The sequence below is a fragment of the Flavobacterium sp. CHNK8 genome, from assembly GCF_019774515.1.
GTDB classification, from domain to species: Bacteria; Bacteroidota; Bacteroidia; order Flavobacteriales; family Flavobacteriaceae; genus Flavobacterium; species Flavobacterium tiangeerense.
In genome coordinates this window covers 2,805,585-2,819,138 of sequence record NZ_CP081492.1, presented here as the reverse complement: position 1 = coordinate 2,819,138, position 13,554 = coordinate 2,805,585, and the positions used below count along the sequence as shown (strand labels likewise).

The 13,554-nt window shown below is 32.9% G+C and carries 12 protein-coding genes and 2 tRNA genes; 5 read left to right on the top strand and 9 right to left on the bottom strand.

Annotated elements, in window-relative coordinates:
• The first annotated feature begins 69 nt into the window (after nucleotides 1–69).
• Nucleotides 70–1,110 (top strand): substrate-binding domain-containing protein, encoded by a 1,041-nt coding sequence (locus tag K5V07_RS12230; RefSeq protein ID WP_221917688.1) that lies wholly within the window; start codon nucleotides 70–72, stop codon nucleotides 1,108–1,110.
• An 8-nt stretch (nucleotides 1,111–1,118) separates the two neighbouring features.
• Here K5V07_RS12230 and K5V07_RS12225 read toward each other — a convergent pair whose 3' ends face one another.
• Nucleotides 1,119–1,757 (bottom strand): sugar-binding protein, encoded by a 639-nt coding sequence (locus K5V07_RS12225; protein WP_221917687.1) that lies wholly within the window; start codon nucleotides 1,755–1,757, stop codon nucleotides 1,119–1,121.
• Between the two features lie 918 nt (nucleotides 1,758–2,675).
• On the opposite strand from K5V07_RS12225, the gene K5V07_RS12220 reads away from it, so the two are divergent.
• Together K5V07_RS12220 and K5V07_RS12215 are read left to right on the top strand one after the other, a co-directional pair.
• A complete protein-coding gene (locus K5V07_RS12220) occupies nucleotides 2,676–4,016 on the top strand; it encodes a DUF3472 domain-containing protein (protein WP_221917686.1) in 1,341 nt (446 codons plus the stop codon).
• 190 nt (nucleotides 4,017–4,206) lie between these two features.
• Nucleotides 4,207–5,586: a Gfo/Idh/MocA family protein gene (locus K5V07_RS12215; RefSeq protein ID WP_221917685.1), complete on the top strand. Its 1,380-nt coding sequence runs from the start codon at nucleotides 4,207–4,209 to the stop codon at nucleotides 5,584–5,586.
• 354 nt (nucleotides 5,587–5,940) lie between these two features.
• Here K5V07_RS12215 and K5V07_RS12210 read toward each other — a convergent pair whose 3' ends face one another.
• The 5 genes from K5V07_RS12210 to K5V07_RS12190 all read right to left on the bottom strand — a co-directional run bounded on the left by K5V07_RS12210 (nucleotide 5,941) and on the right by K5V07_RS12190 (nucleotide 9,929).
• Nucleotides 5,941–6,504, bottom strand: a complete 564-nt coding sequence (locus K5V07_RS12210; protein WP_221917684.1) for a porin family protein — start codon at nucleotides 6,502–6,504, stop codon at nucleotides 5,941–5,943.
• A gap of 89 nt (nucleotides 6,505–6,593) precedes the next feature.
• The gene (locus K5V07_RS12205) at nucleotides 6,594–7,730 is read right to left on the bottom strand and encodes an AraC family transcriptional regulator (RefSeq protein WP_221917683.1); all 1,137 of its coding nucleotides are present in this window, start codon (nucleotides 7,728–7,730) and stop codon (nucleotides 6,594–6,596) included.
• Between the two features lie 310 nt (nucleotides 7,731–8,040).
• The gene (locus tag K5V07_RS12200; RefSeq protein ID WP_221917682.1) at nucleotides 8,041–8,610 is read right to left on the bottom strand and encodes a hypothetical protein; all 570 of its coding nucleotides are present in this window, start codon (nucleotides 8,608–8,610) and stop codon (nucleotides 8,041–8,043) included.
• Nucleotides 8,597–9,091 carry an RNA polymerase sigma factor gene (locus K5V07_RS12195; protein ID WP_221917681.1) on the bottom strand — a complete coding sequence of 165 codons (495 nt, stop codon included), beginning with the start codon at nucleotides 9,089–9,091 and terminating at the stop codon, nucleotides 8,597–8,599. Before K5V07_RS12195 ends, K5V07_RS12200 begins: the two co-directional genes overlap by 14 nt.
• A 1-nt stretch (nucleotide 9,092) precedes the next feature.
• Entirely contained in the window at nucleotides 9,093–9,929 is an 837-nt protein-coding gene (locus K5V07_RS12190) for an alpha/beta fold hydrolase (protein ID WP_221917680.1), read from the bottom strand.
• A gap of 735 nt (nucleotides 9,930–10,664) precedes the next feature.
• On the opposite strand from K5V07_RS12190, the gene K5V07_RS12185 reads away from it, so the two are divergent.
• The gene (locus tag K5V07_RS12185) at nucleotides 10,665–11,375 is read left to right on the top strand and encodes a hypothetical protein (protein ID WP_221917679.1); all 711 of its coding nucleotides are present in this window, start codon (nucleotides 10,665–10,667) and stop codon (nucleotides 11,373–11,375) included.
• 231 nt (nucleotides 11,376–11,606) lie between these two features.
• Here the strand turns inward: K5V07_RS12185 and K5V07_RS12180 are convergent, their stop codons facing one another.
• The 3 genes from K5V07_RS12180 to K5V07_RS12170 all read right to left on the bottom strand — a co-directional run bounded on the left by K5V07_RS12180 (nucleotide 11,607) and on the right by K5V07_RS12170 (nucleotide 12,520).
• A complete protein-coding gene (locus K5V07_RS12180) occupies nucleotides 11,607–11,858 on the bottom strand; it encodes a GIY-YIG nuclease family protein (RefSeq protein WP_221917678.1) in 252 nt (83 codons plus the stop codon).
• Between the two features lie 194 nt (nucleotides 11,859–12,052).
• Nucleotides 12,053–12,125 (bottom strand) — tRNA-Met (locus tag K5V07_RS12175).
• A 322-nt stretch (nucleotides 12,126–12,447) separates the two neighbouring features.
• Nucleotides 12,448–12,520 (bottom strand) — tRNA-Met (locus tag K5V07_RS12170).
• 118 nt (nucleotides 12,521–12,638) lie between these two features.
• On the opposite strand from K5V07_RS12170, the gene era reads away from it, so the two are divergent.
• Entirely contained in the window at nucleotides 12,639–13,520 is an 882-nt protein-coding gene (era, locus tag K5V07_RS12165; RefSeq protein WP_144889172.1) for a GTPase Era, read from the top strand.
• Nucleotides 13,521–13,554: the final 34 nt, after the last annotated feature.

The window sequence follows — 13,554 nt, the reverse complement described above, 5'->3', positions numbered from 1 at the left end:
TTAGTCAATCCTTTGTTAATTAAGTCTTACAAAAAAATCAAAACCAAAGTTTTTATATATTTGCTCAATATGGATAAAAAATATACAATAAAGGATATTGCTAATTTAGCTGGTGTTTCAAAAGGAACAGTTGATAGAGTTTTACACAAAAGAGGTAAAGTTTCGCCAACGGCTTTGGACAAAGTCAACGAAGTTTTAAAAGTAATTGACTACGAGCCAAACCTTATTGCCAGAAATTTAAAAAACAATAAGATTTATCGTATTTGTGTTGTACTTCCTGATCCTGAAATTGATCCATATTGGCGTCCTTGCTTGAACGGTATTAATGATGCGGTGAAAGAATTCAAAGCCTATAATTTGGTTATTGAAACCTTTTATTTTAATCCGGAAAAAAAGAAATCTTTTTTAAAAATAAATGAAGCCTTATTAGAATTATCTCCTGATGCAGTTTTAATAGCGACTTTATTCCATAAAGAAACCGTGGATGTTATTGAGCAATACAATTCGTTAGACATCATTGTGAATACGTTCAATAATCAGGTCGAATCCAGTTTTGTGAAAAGTTTTGTTGGTCAAGATTTATTCCGAAGTGGGCGAGTGGCAGCAAAATTATTAGATTCAATTACTGATGCGGGTCATATTGCTATTGTTCATATTGATGAAACCTACAAAAATGCAATTCACATGCAAGAAAAGGAGCGGGGTTTTAGAACTTATTTTAATGAGAAACAAAATTCTGCGTACACAATTACCACTTTAAAATTAAAAAATCCAAATATTGAACTTAATTTCAAAACATTCTTGAATGAAAATCCAAATGTGACAGGAATTTTTGTTACCACGTCTAAAGCGTATCAAATGGCAAAAATAATAAGCGACTTTAAAATCAATAAAATTAAAGTGGTAGGATATGATTTAATAGATGAAAATATTACGTATTTAAATCAAGGCTTTATCGATTTTATAATCCATCAAAACCAGAAAAGACAAGCGTATCTGGGAATAACTTCCTTAGTGGAATATTTTCTCTTTCAAAAAGAAATTCCAGAAAGGATTCTTTTGCCCATTGATATTGTGAACTCAGAAAATGCTTCGTATTATATGGAGTAAAAAATAATCTATTCTTTTAAAGTTAATACACCAAAGGAAGAAGCGATATGGAAATTTGGAGTTTCTGTATTTGGGTTAATCCAAGTAATCCAGTTAGGTTTAACAGATTCATTTTGTGTTTTGATGTATTTAGCTCTAAAAATACCGGTTTCTATCCTATTGTTTTTTATTAGGCTTAAACTTTTTAAAGATTCAATACTGATTGATCCCTCAACAATAAAAGAATTAGCTTTTACAGATGATTTTACTGTTAATTCATTCTTGGGCCAGTTCCAATTGAAATCAAAATTCTTATCAGGATAGGCTATAAAATCCATTACTCTACCACGAGTGTCTATTTCTAAACAATAGTAGGGATTCATTGCAGGATCAGTTCTAAAAAAGAGTTCAACTCGATCAGAGTTTCCGATGCTTTCAATACTGTCATCCTTTTTTTCTATGTGGATTTCGATATCTAAAATAGTAAAATTAAAAAATAAATTTTCCCGATCCCAAAGCGCTTTAAATATAACTTCTTTACCTTTTCCTGTACTCCATGGGGAACAAAAATCAGTCAAAATCTGGGCATTATCCCATTCGAAATCATCTCCATTTCCAGAGATTATCAGTTGTTTTTCTTTAATTAGATGTACTTGATATTCTTTCATTTCTGGAATTATTTTATGCGTTATTTAGTTTTACTTAATAGCGTGTTCGAATAATTTTTTCGAAATTTAGGTAAAAGAATTTTGACTGAATCTCTTTGTCAAATTTTTTATTTTCTACTTTCCAAAATTGGAGATTGATATGGCTTTTTTCTATCGAATTCAGATCAAAATAACATAAAATCTAAATTAAAATTAAATTCAATATCATGAAACTGCTGTTGAATTTTTAATTTCCAAATTTCTTATCATTTGATTGGTGTGGCCTCTTTTACTTAACAACAAGATCGAATATGTTGCTGTTCTTTTACCAATAAACTAGAATTTTATTTAAAAAAAACGTTTCATGTACTATTTATGTGCTCGAGAACATAAATAATATGTGTTCGAGCACATTTTTTGTGTTTTTCTTGCTTAGTAAAAATATAATCTATAGTTTCGTTAAGTATTAAACAATAACATACCTTTTTTTAGATCAAAATTCGATGTTTTTAAAGATCATTTAAGAGAATAAATGGAGCAATTTGCATTCAAAAAAGAGGTTAGATTGATACTAAAGTTAGCTCCGTAAAGAAATTATAAATTAAATTTTTAGCGTTCATTTTTCTTTATTTTAAAAAAAAATAGACTTGATTGTCTAATGGCTACTGTACTTTAGTAGAGTAATTTAGATATCAATGGATGCTTGTTTTTATTCAATACAGCAGTTTTATTGAATGTTATTGTTGCAATTTTATTTTAAATAGAAAGATAGATTTGAGCTTAATGCAGTTGCCGTTCTTAAAAATGTTGGTGAATAATTTTAGGAATTTAAAAAAGAATGGTAAGAGGTTATTGTTTTTTCAATTGCCATTAGGTAGCTAAATTTTTCGTAAGCATAAAATAGGATTATAAAAAAATCAAACAGTATAAAAAATAGAGATGAAAAAAAGATTCTTAACAAAACTAGCAGCAATCATATTCTTGATTCCCCTTACATCTTGCAGCGGTATTGAAAAAAGTGATGAGGTAGGTGATAATGATTCTAAAATGGTATCCACAATTTCTTTGCCTCTTGGTGGAAATGCTTTTAGTTCTATTCCTTTTGCAGGAATTAAAACTATTACAAAAAATGGAATTGAGGATTGGACTAATTCTGAAGAATATTTCACTGCTTATTTTCGAGTTTCTGAACCTGGAGTTTTTCAATTTTCTATAAATAAGGAGTCATTATTAGTTCTTGGGAAGTCAACTTTAGAATTCACCATTAACAATGAATCCAAAAGAGTAGAATTTAACGAGACTAAAAAAGATTCTTACCAAATAGGACGTTGGGAAATTAAGGAGCCAGGTTATGTTGCTTTAAAAATAAAAGGAATTAACAAGAGTAAAAGTCATTTTCCTTCTATTGTAAGCGTAACAATTAACAGTTCAATTGCTAAAGAAAAAATTGCATTTGTTCAAAATGACGAAGGTAGTTTTTATCATTGGGGAAGAAGAGGACCTTCTGTACATTTAAATTATCAAGTGCCAACAGATAAGGATATTGAATGGTATTACAACGAAGTTACAGTTCCAAAAGGCCAAGATGTTATAGGTTCTTATTATATGGCAAACGGATTTGCAGAAGGTTATTTTGGTATTCAAGTTAATTCCCAAACAGAGCGCAGAGTATTATTCTCTGTCTGGAGCCCATTTGTAACTGATGATCCGGCCTCTATACCAGATTCTAAAAAAATTAAACTTCTTAAAAAAGGAGCAGGAGTAACAACTGGAGAGTTTGGCAATGAGGGTTCTGGAGGACAAAGTTATTTGAAATACAATTGGATTGCAGGAAATACTTATAAATTTTTACTCCGTGGAACTCCTCAAAACGATAATTCAACAACCTATACCGCTTACTTTTTTGCTCCTGAATTAAACCAATGGCAATTAATAGCTAGCTTTAATCGCCCGGAGACTAATACGTATTTAAAAAGATTTCATTCGTTCCTTGAAAATTTTTCTCCAGAACAAGGGGATAAATCTCGCGAAGTTTTATTTGGCAATCAATGGTATTGTGACGCTAACGGAAATTGGACAGAGATAAATTCCGCAAAGTTCACAACAGACAATACGGGCACTATAGGATACCGTATGGATTATTCAGGAGGTCTACTAAATAACGATTCATTCTATTTGAAGAACGGAGGCTTTTTTAATAATTTTACCAAAGCACAAAGCATTTTTACAAGATCATTAAGTCAGAAAAGACCTGATATTGATTTTAAAGTATTGCCGTAAAGAGTACTCACGGTTTAAATTAAAAATTACAATAAAATATTATTGAATGGGTAATCTAGAACTAGATTATCTGCCTTTTTTAAATAAATTAAATTATGAAATCGCCATTAACAACAGGTTTGTTGCAAGCAAACACCAATAAGTAAAAGGCGACACCATATATGACCACTAACAAATAACTTTTACATATATGAAAACTAGTATTTTTAAATTACTACTTATTTCCATTGTTTTTCTGGGATGGACAACTGTATCAGCTCAAATGATTAAAACCCCAACTCCCAAACGACCTAAAGGTCAAACAGATGTTTTACGGCTAGCTACAGCTCCCATTCCTACGGTTCGTATTGCTTTCATCGGTTTAGGAATGCGTGGTCCAGGCGCTGTAGAACGTATGACTCATATTCCGGGGGTTGAGATTATAGCACTGTGTGATATGTTAGAGACCAATACAAAATCAGCTAATGAAATTCTTACTAAAGCAGGGCTTCCAAAAGCGCAAGAGTTTTTTGGAGATGAAAATGCTTGGAGAAAAGTAACAGCACTACCTAATGTAGATCTTGTGTATGTAGCAACCGATTGGAAAAACCATGCAAATATTGGCGTTCAAGCCATGAAAGATGGGAAAAATGTTGCTATTGAAGTTCCTGGTGCCTTGACAATGGAGGAAATTTGGGACTTAATTAATACTTCTGAGAAAACACGTAAGCATTGCATGCAATTGGAGAATTGTGTATACGATTTCTTTGAGTTGACAACTCTAAATATGGTGCAACAAGGATTGTTTGGAGAAATTATGCATGCTGAAGGGGCTTACATTCACGGACTTCAGCCTTACTGGGGCGAATATTGGAATAACTGGCGTATGGATTATAATAGAAAACACCGTGGTGATATTTATGCAACTCATGGAATGGGACCGGCGTGTCAAGCATTAAATATTCACCGTGGTGACAAAATGAACTTTTTAGTTTCTATGGATACTAAAGCTGTTGGAAATCCTGCTTATATTAAAGAAAAATCAGGAGAAGAAGTTACTGACTTTAGAAATGGAGATCACACGATGACTATGATTCGTACCGAAAAAGGTAAAACAATCCAAATTCAACATGATGTGACTTCCCCGCGTCCTTACAGTCGAATGTATCAAATTAGTGGGACAAAAGGGTTTGCAAATAAATATCCCGTTGAAGGATATGCTTTGGGGTCAAAGGAAGTTGGTTCAGATATTACACCCAACCATGAAAAATTAAATGCCCACAGTTTTGTTCCTGCTGATGTAAAAAAAGCATTAATGGAAAAATACAAACACCCAATTGTAGCTGGAATTGAAGAAAAAGCTAAAAAAGTTGGTGGTCATGGCGGGATGGACTTTGTAATGGATTATCGTTTGATTTATTGTTTACAAAACGGACTTCCGTTAGATATGGATGTATATGATTTAGCAGAATGGTCTTGTCTTGGCCCGTTAACCGAAAAATCACTTGATAATAATTCAGCAGCAGTTGAGATTCCTGATTTTACTCGCGGTGGATGGCAAAAATTAAAAGGTTTAGAGTTTTCTAAATAAAATATAAAATCAATTGCAAAGAGAATTTCAGCTTTTATAGAAAGAATCCAAAAAGTTGAATAATTTTCTAACTAATGAAAAAAATGAGCTCGATGATGTATCGGGCTCATTTTTTTTTAATTGACTTTATGCTTTCTAAATTACTTTATATCAATAGGACAGATGCTTTTTTGATTGTATAGTTTACTAAAAAACGAACCGCTATTGAGTGCCTGCATACAAGTTTTGAGTTGTGTAAAATAAGATTAATACAACTGTCAAAACGATTAATTCAAAATTTTTGAATTTTCCAGCAATGCTAGGTTAATACCTTTATAATTCAGTCTGTAAAATCTTTTATAGAATTATTAGGTTTTAGAAAAAGAAATAACCTACAGATAGTTGAAATACTTCGTTTCTATATTTACTAGAAGAATTATCTAAATTATTAATGTTTGATAATCCAAAATTATATCTTGCTCCAAAATTAAGTCCGTTTTCTAGTTTGTAACCAATTCCTAAATTAGCAGCTAAGTCAACTTTCTTAAACGTATCTTTTACGTTTGTGCTTTCATTTTTGGCCGAAAGTAAATACCCAATTTGTGGTCCAGCTTCAAGACTCAACCCTTTTGTTACATAATATTTTGCCATTAACGGAACGTTTAAATAATTTAATCCAACAATGTTTCCGTCACTTCCTTTAAAGCTGTAACCTTGACCGGAAAGCATAAGTTCTGGTTGAAAAGAAAATTTTTTCGCAATTGGAATCTCAGTTACTAATCCGAAATTAAAGGCAGAAACAGGTTCAAGGCTACTGGTGTTGTCACCAGTAATGTTACTAATGTTAATACCTACTTTTGCACCAAATTTAATTTTTTGCGCGTTTGCGTTTGTAAATCCTAAAACTGTAAGAACAGCTAGTACTAAAATTTTTTTCATAAAAATTGTTTTTTAATTATTGAAGTGCAAAACTCACACAAGAAGAACTAGAAAAGGTGCCAAAAACTTCAAATTGTATAAATCGGTACTTATTTATTTGAATTCCGATACTCATTTGGGGTTTGACCAGTAGCTTTTTTAAAAGCTTTATAAAAAGTGGTTTTTGAAGTAAAACCAGACTCTAGTCCCATAGTCAATAGATTATAATTTTCATATTCAGAATTAGAGATCATTTCCTTCACAGCTTCAACCCGATATTGATTGATGTAATTGGCAAAGTTGTCACCTGTTACCGTATTTACAATTTGTGAAACATATCCAGCACTTATGCCTAGTTTTTCAGCGATTTTTTCTCTATTCAAGGTACAATCGGTATAAATATGATGTTCCTTACAAAGAATATCAAGTTTTTGAAAATAAAGATTATCTACCGTAATAGATTCCCGATATTCTTCTGGGCTGTCATTTTCATTAATTTCCAAATTACTGTATGAAATAGTTAAATCGTTATTTAGAAAAGTAGAGATAGCATCCTTGTTTTTTGCGAGTCTGTACTTGTAAATGCCTACATAAGCTGTCCAATGAATAATGAAAGTTGCAGATAAAGCCACGACACTCATAGCAGAAGAAATGTCATATTGAAGAAATATGGCGACTAACCAGGTAATAATCCAAGAGAATAACAAAGATGTAAAAAGGGTTAATAACGTAACTACCCATTTTTTTTCTTCTGAATCCTTTAAATGTTTCATCATAAAATAAGAGTAAATCAACAGAAAAGGGATGAATGTAAGGACTAAAAAAAGATGAAATAGACTCAGTGTTTCAATGATAACAATTCCTGGTTTTGGAATAGTATAAATTCCTGCTACACGATCAAGATCGTTTGTAATGTTGAGTACAGCGGAAAATGCAAATGGAACAAAACATAAATATATTTTTTGTTTGCTTTTTACAGTGTCATCAATCCGATTTACGATATATAGGAATAGGAATGCAGGCAATAGTAATGCCCACTCTACATTGTCAATAAAATGTAGAAAAGGATAGGGAGTATATGCTTCTTCTAATTCAAAGACATAATTCAGTAAAAGGATAGAAAGTGTAAATAGCAAGTATGCCACATATTTATTTGAATTACTATTAAATAAGGAAGACCTTAAAATAACTAATCCCAAGACTATTCCCTGAAAAATGGCGATATTTAAAAGTGTAGTATAAATCAATTTCTGGCTTTAAAAGTTATTTTTCTAATCTGTTTTGGGATACCATTGAAAGGAGTCGTTTTTTAAAACATAACTTATTTCATACGAATTCACGGAACGAATTTATACCAATACAGTTAACTTTCTTATGGGATTATGAAATGATTAACTAAAAGGACAAGCTGCCTCAAGAGTCCCAATGATAAGACAAAGGTCTTCTTTGTGCGCATAATCTAAATATTTGTCCTTTGAATGTGATAAAAAAAAAGCTCCAGATTTCTCTGAAGCTTTTCTAGTGTTGGGAAACTATACAATAGCTACCAATTGTTTTTTACGAAATGTGTTTCAAGAAGTGTAAAAGCTTTATTTCCTTTTGAATGAATCGTATCATAAAAAATGCAAATAGAAATAAAAAAATATATCCGCTTAATAGAATGTAAAGATAAAATCCTCTTGAGAAAATGGTTTTAAAAACTGGTAAAAGCAATGTAAACCCGGCAGTATACGTGAGGTAAATGATAGGAGTAAGGATGTAATGTATTTTTTTTCTCCAACTGTAAAACTGATGTGCTAGTTTACTGTATTCTATTAATGTGAGATCAGTATTTAAATTGGCTAGCTTTTTTACACTGATCCATTCTAAGGCTACGCGACTCACAAGCATTACAATCATAATGCACAATCCAATACTAAATTGAACATTTCTATAAGCACCTGACCAGATATAATAGGAGATTAATATTATAGAAGTCAAGCTTAAAATTATTCTGGTCCATAAATGACCGCGTTTAATTTTTTTAGTATGTAACTCCGCTTTTTTTATGATTTCGGCGGGAGTTGGTTGTGATTCAGATGCTGTCTGCTGATCCCAGATATTTTGTAATTCTTCAAATGTTTTCATTTTGTACACATTGAGTTAAACTTTTTTTGATTCTATGAATTCTAACGCGAAGGGTTTCTTCGGTTATCCCGATTACTTCGGATATTTCCTGATATTCCAAACCGTCTAAAGTCATCAGGATGATCATCTTGTTCGTTTCTTCCAATTTTTGTATGCAATGATACATTTGTCTAAGTTGCTCATCTTTTTCGCTCGAATAAGTTTCTGCAACAATCTGAGGCAGAATATCGGTCCTGATTTCTTTCTTTGTAGATGATTTTCTCAAATAAAGAAGGCAAGTGTTTACTGCAATTCTGTAAATCCAAGTGCTGATATTTGATTCATTTCTAAAAGTGTCTAACTTCTCCCAGACTTTGATGAAGATTTCCTGAGTTGCATCAGAGGCTAATGCGGTATCACCACAAAAATATCCTTTGCACAATCGAAACACTTTATTGTAATGCTTATAGTATATCTCGTCGAATAGTTCTTTTTTAGCCACCTTATTTTAATTCAAGTTTTACTTTATCCAGAAACCATTCTGGTTGATCGTACATAACAAAATGAGCGGAGTTTGCTGCATATTCAATTTTAACAGAAGGCAGATTTTCATACTGGGCTTTATAAGTGTTTTGTACTGTGGTAAGATCTGGATTTGAAGCAGCTAAAATTACAACAGGAATTTTAATTTTAGAAATTTCTTTTCGAAGGTCTAAATTTAGCATGTCAATATAACCGTGAACGTAAGTTTTTCGATCCACAAGACGCATCCATTCATTGATTGTTTTTTGTTTTTCTTTGTTCATACACATAAAAGAAGTTGACTGCGAATTCATTCCGTCAAACGCTTTTTGGTCCATGTTGAGCATCATTTTACTTTGCGGATTGTCATACGGAATAATTTCTCCTTTGTAGTTAGGTATCATTAAAGCGGCAGTTGCAGGCAAAGCATCAACAATAATTAATTTTTTGAACAAATTGGTTTCCTGAGAGGCTAACCACAAGCTTAAAGTACCTCCTAAACTATGACCAACTAATGTAGCATTCTTTATTTTTTTTGTTTTTACATAGGAAATTACCTGATCTTTGATGGTAGCCAACCAAGGGGTTTCTATTGGGGCGACATTCCCAAATCCCGCAAAAGTAAAAATATGGCATTCGTTGTTTTTAGAAAGCTCTGCTACTGTTTCATTCCAAACTTCTCCGGTGCAGCCAAAACCAGGGAATAACAAGACTGGAGTTCCTTTTCCTTTTACCTCTACTTTGAAGGCGGTTTGAGCAAAAACAGATTTTGAGATCAAAAGGAAAAATGCAATAATTAAAATAGATTTCGTTTTCATAAGATGTATTTTTTTAAAGTTTACCTTTTGATACAGTACTAGATTAATTGTTACCTCAAAAAAGCATTTTTTTTTTAAATTTTTTTTCGAGGATCAAATTTTGGGTTTAAGACCCAGTAAATGAGAGTGATTGTGAGTTTTTAAAAAGCAAAAAACACCAAGTTTTTCAAATGGTGTTTTCGTAATAGTTCTCTCTCTTTCAGAAACGTGTCATATAAAAAGCTGTGGAGAGTGTCTCCGACTTCGCATGCGGAAACTGAGTTAAACTTTAAAAAATCAAAGACAACCGCAGATTCGCAGATTAAATAATACCATAATCTGCAAATTTGTGGTGAAAAAATATTTTAAATGGCGCTAAGTTGGCGACATTTGCGAAGCAGCCCGCAGTCTTTGAGTAGGTTTTTTTGAATACTTCGAGCAGCTGGTTTTTTATTTAGTAGGTAAATAATTATATTTGAAAATTAAGCAGTTTTTTGTACCAGAAATGTTTAATTTTATGGTTATTCATTTAATAGAGCCACATTTCAAACACTTTATTTTCTTTAATTAAGTAAGCAGGCACTCGTTGCAAACGAGCATCAGAGGGGTAAATCCCGATAAAAAAATAAAAGTGGAAATAGAATTTCATTTTGGTGGAAATTCAAAATGACCTAGCGCAATTGATGTAGATGTTCATGTTGACGGCAAGTATAGTAATACTTTAAGTAAGGAATAACCAACCCATAAAATTATAAAATGGATTTCAATTATTTAGTTTCAGAAATAAAGAACTATTATAGAGAATTTGAATATGATAAATTAATTGTTGACTACATTTTTACATTAGAAGGTAGTTACAATTTTATTGTTAAATATGAGAAAAATAGGAAATCCAGAGAATCAGAAGTTTCGAATAAGCCTATTAGAAGTACTGTTAGAAAGATAGCGGAGATATTTGAGGAGGAAAAAAACTCTAGTAAGAAGTTCAATCGTGTAAAAATAGAAATTAATTTAGATAGCACATATTCGGAAAAATATTGGTGGGATACAGAAAAAGAAAAGCAAGACTTATTAAATTATGCGGATATTTTTTATCAGTGGGTAAATGAGCGTATGATATCGATGATATTTGAATATGAAAAAGATAATAATCTAGTGCCTACTCAATACGATTCAGATGGTGATTTAGAATATTTAAGTTCATGGGACAGCGGTAAATTCACTTTCCACATTAATAAAAAAAACGAATTGGAATATAGAATAGTCCTTACTAAAGATGGAAAGGAAAGAATTCTCGATATCCCACTGAAAGATTATTTTTTAGAAGGAATTATGGAACATCATAAAATAACCAATACGGAACTTTCAGATCAATGGAAACCATGGAATACTATGATATTAAAATCTCTACATTATAACATCCCTTATGATAAGAAAGATGAATTTGTGAGATACGTTATGGAATAACTAAGCTGGATATTGATGGCTCGAAATTGCATTCCGTGTTTCGCTCACCTAAAAATGTCTTATCAAAAGCTGTGAGAATGTCTCCGACTTCACATCATCAATCTGAATAATCTTTATTAAAACTAAGATAAACAAAAAAAGCTTCAGATTTCTCAGGGGGTTTTCTAATAGTCTGCCGAGGTGGAGATTCGAACCTGTGTCCGCCGCGGCGTATAAGAGCCCGACGAGTTTTTATTTTAGAATTAAGTTTTTAATAAACTCCCTTCCAATTCCTGACTTTAAATATTTTTCTCTTTTCATGGCTTCAGCTTTAGAAGAGAAAAATTCAACATGAATTACAGTCCAAGGTCTAAATTTCAAGGTGTATCCTTTAGTGCCTAAAGCGTTATGTGATTTGAAACGTTCTATGAGATTAGATGTAAATCCTGTATAGTTTTTATTGAATTTTTCAGAATATAAAATGTAAACCACAAATTCATCCATGATAGAAAGTTTTTAAAAACAAAAAACGCCAGCTTTTTCTGAAGCTTTTATAGTAGTCTCGCACTGGTGGAGACTCGTATCTGTGTCCGCCGTGGCGGATATGAGCCCTCCTAATTCGTGTCGACAATCTGAATCAAGCTTCATTAAAGCTAAGATAAACAAAAAAAGCTCCAGATTTCTCTGAAGCTTTCTAGTAGCGGGAACAGGACTCGAACCTGTGACCTTCGGGTTATGAGCCCGACGAGCTGCCTACTGCTCTATCCCGCGATGTGCGTTTGTACTTTCAATAAGATTACTTTTTTTGAACCTGTGTCCGCCGCGGCGGATATGAGCCCGACGAGCTGCCTACTGCTCTATCGCGCGATGTGCGTTTGTACTTTCAATAAGATTACTTTTTTTGAACCTGTGTCCGCCGTGGCGGATATGAGCCCGACGAGCTGCCTACTGCTCTATCCCGCGATGTGCGTTTGTACTTTCAATAAGATTACTTTTTTTGAACCTGTGTCCGCCGCGGCGGATATGAGCCCGACGAGCTGCCTACTGCTCTATCCCGCGATGTGCGTTTTGTAATCTCAATAAGGCTACTTAGTAGCGGGAACAGGACTCGAACCTGTGACCTTCGGGTTATGAGCCCGACGAGCTGCCTACTGCTCTATCCCGCGTTGTTTCGGGTGCAAAGATACAATCAATTTCTGCATTTTACAACATAAATTTAAAAAAATGTTTTATTTCGTCTATTCACTTGATATGACTACCTTTGTGGCATAAATTTTAGTAGAAATGTCACATAAAGCAGGTTTTGTAAACATCATCGGGAATCCAAATGTTGGTAAATCAACATTAATGAATGCCTTTGTTGGAGAGCGATTATCAATTATTACTTCAAAAGCACAAACAACTCGTCATAGAATTCTAGGTATTGTAAACGGTGAGGATTTTCAAATGATCTTATCTGATACACCTGGAATCATTAAGCCAGCATACGAAATGCAGGAATCGATGATGAACTTCGTGAAATCGGCTTTTGAAGATGCCGATGTCTTGATTTACATGGTCGAAATAGGGGAGCAGGAACTTAAGGACGAAGCGTTTTTTAATAAAATCATCCACTCGAAAATTCCAGTTTTGCTATTGCTGAACAAAATTGACAATTCGAACCAAGAACAATTAGAGCAACAAGTGGCTTTTTGGACAGAGAAAGTGCCAAATGCTGAAATATATCCAATATCAGCATTGCAAAATTTTAATGTTCCTGAGGTTTTTCAAAGAATCATTACACTTTTGCCAGAGTCTCCAGCGTATTACCCAAAGGACCAACTGACGGATAAGCCAGAACGTTTTTTTGTGAATGAAACCATTCGTGAAAAAATCTTGTTGAATTACAGCAAAGAGATTCCGTACGCAGTTGAAATTGTTACCGAAGAATTTTTTGAAGACGATAATATCATTCGCATTCGTTCTTTGATTATGGTGGAACGCGAAACTCAAAAAGGAATTGTGATTGGTCACAAAGGTGCCGCTTTAAAAAAGGTAGGTACTGAGGCGCGTGAAGATTTAGAGAAATTCTTTGGAAAACAAATTCACATTGAGCTTTACGTAAAAGTGAACAAAAACTGGAGAAGCAACGCGAATATGTTAAAACGTTTTGGATATAATCAGTAGTGAGGAGTGAAGTGACTGGTTTTTTTAGTTTTCA

Coding starts and splice junctions, on each gene's coding strand:
- K5V07_RS12230 (WP_221917688.1), top strand. CDS start 70: ATGGATAAAAAATATACAATAAAGGATATTGCTAATTTAGCTGGTGTT.
- K5V07_RS12225 (WP_221917687.1), bottom strand. CDS start 1,757: ATGAAAGAATATCAAGTACATCTAATTAAAGAAAAACAACTGATAATC.
- K5V07_RS12220 (WP_221917686.1), top strand. CDS start 2,676: ATGAAAAAAAGATTCTTAACAAAACTAGCAGCAATCATATTCTTGATT.
- K5V07_RS12215 (WP_221917685.1), top strand. CDS start 4,207: ATGAAAACTAGTATTTTTAAATTACTACTTATTTCCATTGTTTTTCTG.
- K5V07_RS12210 (WP_221917684.1), bottom strand. CDS start 6,504: ATGAAAAAAATTTTAGTACTAGCTGTTCTTACAGTTTTAGGATTTACA.
- K5V07_RS12200 (WP_221917682.1), bottom strand. CDS start 8,610: ATGAAAACATTTGAAGAATTACAAAATATCTGGGATCAGCAGACAGCA.
- K5V07_RS12190 (WP_221917680.1), bottom strand. CDS start 9,929: ATGAAAACGAAATCTATTTTAATTATTGCATTTTTCCTTTTGATCTCA.
- K5V07_RS12185 (WP_221917679.1), top strand. CDS start 10,665: ATGGATTTCAATTATTTAGTTTCAGAAATAAAGAACTATTATAGAGAA.
- K5V07_RS12180 (WP_221917678.1), bottom strand. CDS start 11,858: ATGGATGAATTTGTGGTTTACATTTTATATTCTGAAAAATTCAATAAA.
- era (WP_144889172.1), top strand. CDS start 12,639: ATGTCACATAAAGCAGGTTTTGTAAACATCATCGGGAATCCAAATGTT.